General features: G+C 71.5%; 3 protein-coding genes. 2 read left to right on the top strand and 1 reads right to left on the bottom strand.

The features are described 5' to 3' along the window. Window positions 1–845, top strand: an 845-nt coding sequence (gene cgtA, locus G7A99_RS08640; protein WP_240466190.1) for an Obg family GTPase CgtA, incomplete at its 5' end; no start/stop codon positions are given. Then, a complete protein-coding gene (proB, locus tag G7A99_RS08645) occupies window positions 838–1,983 on the top strand; it encodes a glutamate 5-kinase (RefSeq protein WP_163139555.1) in 1,146 nt (381 codons plus the stop codon). The genes cgtA and proB, both read left to right, overlap by 8 nt. Window positions 1,984–2,076: 93 nt before the next feature. Here the strand turns inward: proB and rpsT are convergent. Further along, window positions 2,077–2,196, bottom strand: a 120-nt coding sequence (rpsT, locus tag G7A99_RS25360) for a 30S ribosomal protein S20 (RefSeq protein WP_240466193.1), incomplete at its 5' end; no start/stop codon positions are given.

The raw sequence follows: 2,196 nt of genomic DNA on the forward strand, positions 1-2,196 counted from the left end.
GTTACGCGGCCGAGCGCGGTGAGAACGGCCGCGGCCGGCAGATGACGGGGCGCAGCGGCGACGACGTCATCGTGCCCGTACCGGTGGGCACCGTCGTCACCGACCGGGAGACCGGCGAGGTGATCGGCGATGTCACCGCCGAGGGCGAGCGGCTGCTCGTCGCCCGCGGCGGTGACGGCGGTGTCGGCAATATCCACTTCAAGAGCTCCACCAACCGTGCCCCCCGGCAGTCGACGCCGGGGCAGGATGGCGAACGCCGCGAGCTCTCGCTGGAGCTGCGCGTGCTCGCCGATGTCGGCCTGCTCGGGCTGCCCAACGCGGGCAAGTCCACCCTGATCCGCGCCGTCTCCGGTGCCCGCCCGCGGGTGGCTGACTACCCCTTTACCACCCTGTATCCCAGCCTGGGCGTGGTCCGCGTGGGACCGGGGCGCAGCTTCGTGATGGCGGACATCCCGGGGCTGATCGAGGGGGCGGCTGAAGGTGCCGGGCTCGGGGTGCGTTTCCTCAAGCACCTGGCGCGTAACCGGCTGCTGCTGCACGTCCTCGACATCGCCTGCATCTACGACGACCGTGACCCCGCCGCCGATGCGCGCTCGGTCGTGGACGAACTCGCCGCGTTCGACCCCGGGCTGGCGGCGCGGGAGCGCTGGCTGGTGCTGAACAAGATCGACCTCATTCCCGCCGACGAGCGCGACGCGGTGGCCGCCGAGATCACCGCGGCGATGGATTGGGAGGGCCCGGTGTTCCTGGTCTCCGGTGAGAGCGGGGAGGGCACGGACTACCTGTGCCAGCGCGTCATGGACCGCCTGGAGGCGATGCGGGGCGAGGGTGACGCCGATGGATGAGGGTGCGCGCTGGCGCGCCCGGCTGGCCGATACCCGGCGCTGGGTGCTCAAGGTGGGCAGCGCCCTGGTGACCAATGAGGGCCGGGGGCTCGACGGTGAGCGCATCGCCGGCTGGGTGGCTCAGATCGCGGACGCTCATCGCCAGGGGCGGCAGGTCGTGCTGGTCTCCTCCGGCTCCGTCGCCGAGGGCGTGCAGCGCCTTGGCTGGCCCCGTCGGCCGCATGCGCTGCATCAGCTCCAGGCCGCCGCGGCGGTCGGGCAGATGGGGGTGGTCGAGGCCTACGAGCGGGAGTTCCGCCGTTTCGGTCTGCGCACCGCCCAGGTGCTGCTCACCCATGAGGACCTTGCCGACCGTCGCCGCTATCTCAATGCACGCAGCACCCTGCGCACGCTGCTGGCGCTGGGGGTGGTGCCGGTGGTCAACGAGAACGACACGGTCGCCACGGACGAGATCCGCTTCGGTGACAACGACACCCTGGCGGCGCTGGTGACCAACCTGGTCGAGGCGGAGGTGCTGGCGATCCTGACCGATCAGTCCGGCCTGTACGATGCCGATCCCCGCCGGAATCCGCGGGCCGCCCTGATCAACGAGGCGGACGCCGCCGATGAGCGCCTGGAGGCGATGTGCTCGGATGCGCCCGGTGCCCTGGGCAGCGGAGGGATGCGCACGAAGGTGACCGCGGCGGCCCGTGCCGCTCGTTCCGGCGCTGTGACCGTGATCGCCTCGGGCCGCCTTCCTGACGTGGTGGCACGAATCGCCGGCGGAGAGCGGCTGGGCACGCTGCTGTGGCCCTCGCGGGAGCGGATGGCGGCGCGCAAGCAGTGGCTGGCCGGCCAGCTGCAGGCGCGGGGGACGCTGTGGCTGGACGCCGGTGCGGCACGGGTGCTGCGCGAGGACGGCCGCAGCCTCCTGCCGGTGGGCGTGACACGGGTGGACGGGCGATTCATGCGCGGTGACATGGTGACCTGTCTCGACCCGGATGGCCGCGAAGTGGCCCGGGGGCTGGTGAACTATGGCTCGGGGGATGCCCGCCGGCTGCGCGGCGTCTCCTCCAGTCGCATCGAGGCCGCACTCGGGTATGTCGACGAGCCCGAGCTCATCCACCGTGACAATCTGGTGCTCTCGGAGGAGAGCTGAGGCGGGTGCCGGTGGGGCGTGTCCGGCGGGCAGGTGGAAACGAAGACGCCGGCCAGCGGCCGGCGTCTTCGTCACGATCAGGCAGGTTCCGGCTTAGCCGAGGGCCTTGATCTTCTTGGCCAGGCGCGCCTTGTGCCGCGCGGCCTTGTTCTTGTGGATCACCCCTTTGGTGGCCATGCGGTCGAGGACCGGGACGGCCGTACTGTAGGCTTG

Source organism: Arhodomonas sp. KWT, assembly GCF_010993615.1.

Coding starts and splice junctions, on each gene's coding strand:
- proB (WP_163139555.1), top strand. CDS start 838: ATGGATGAGGGTGCGCGCTGGCGCGCCCGGCTGGCCGATACCCGGCGC.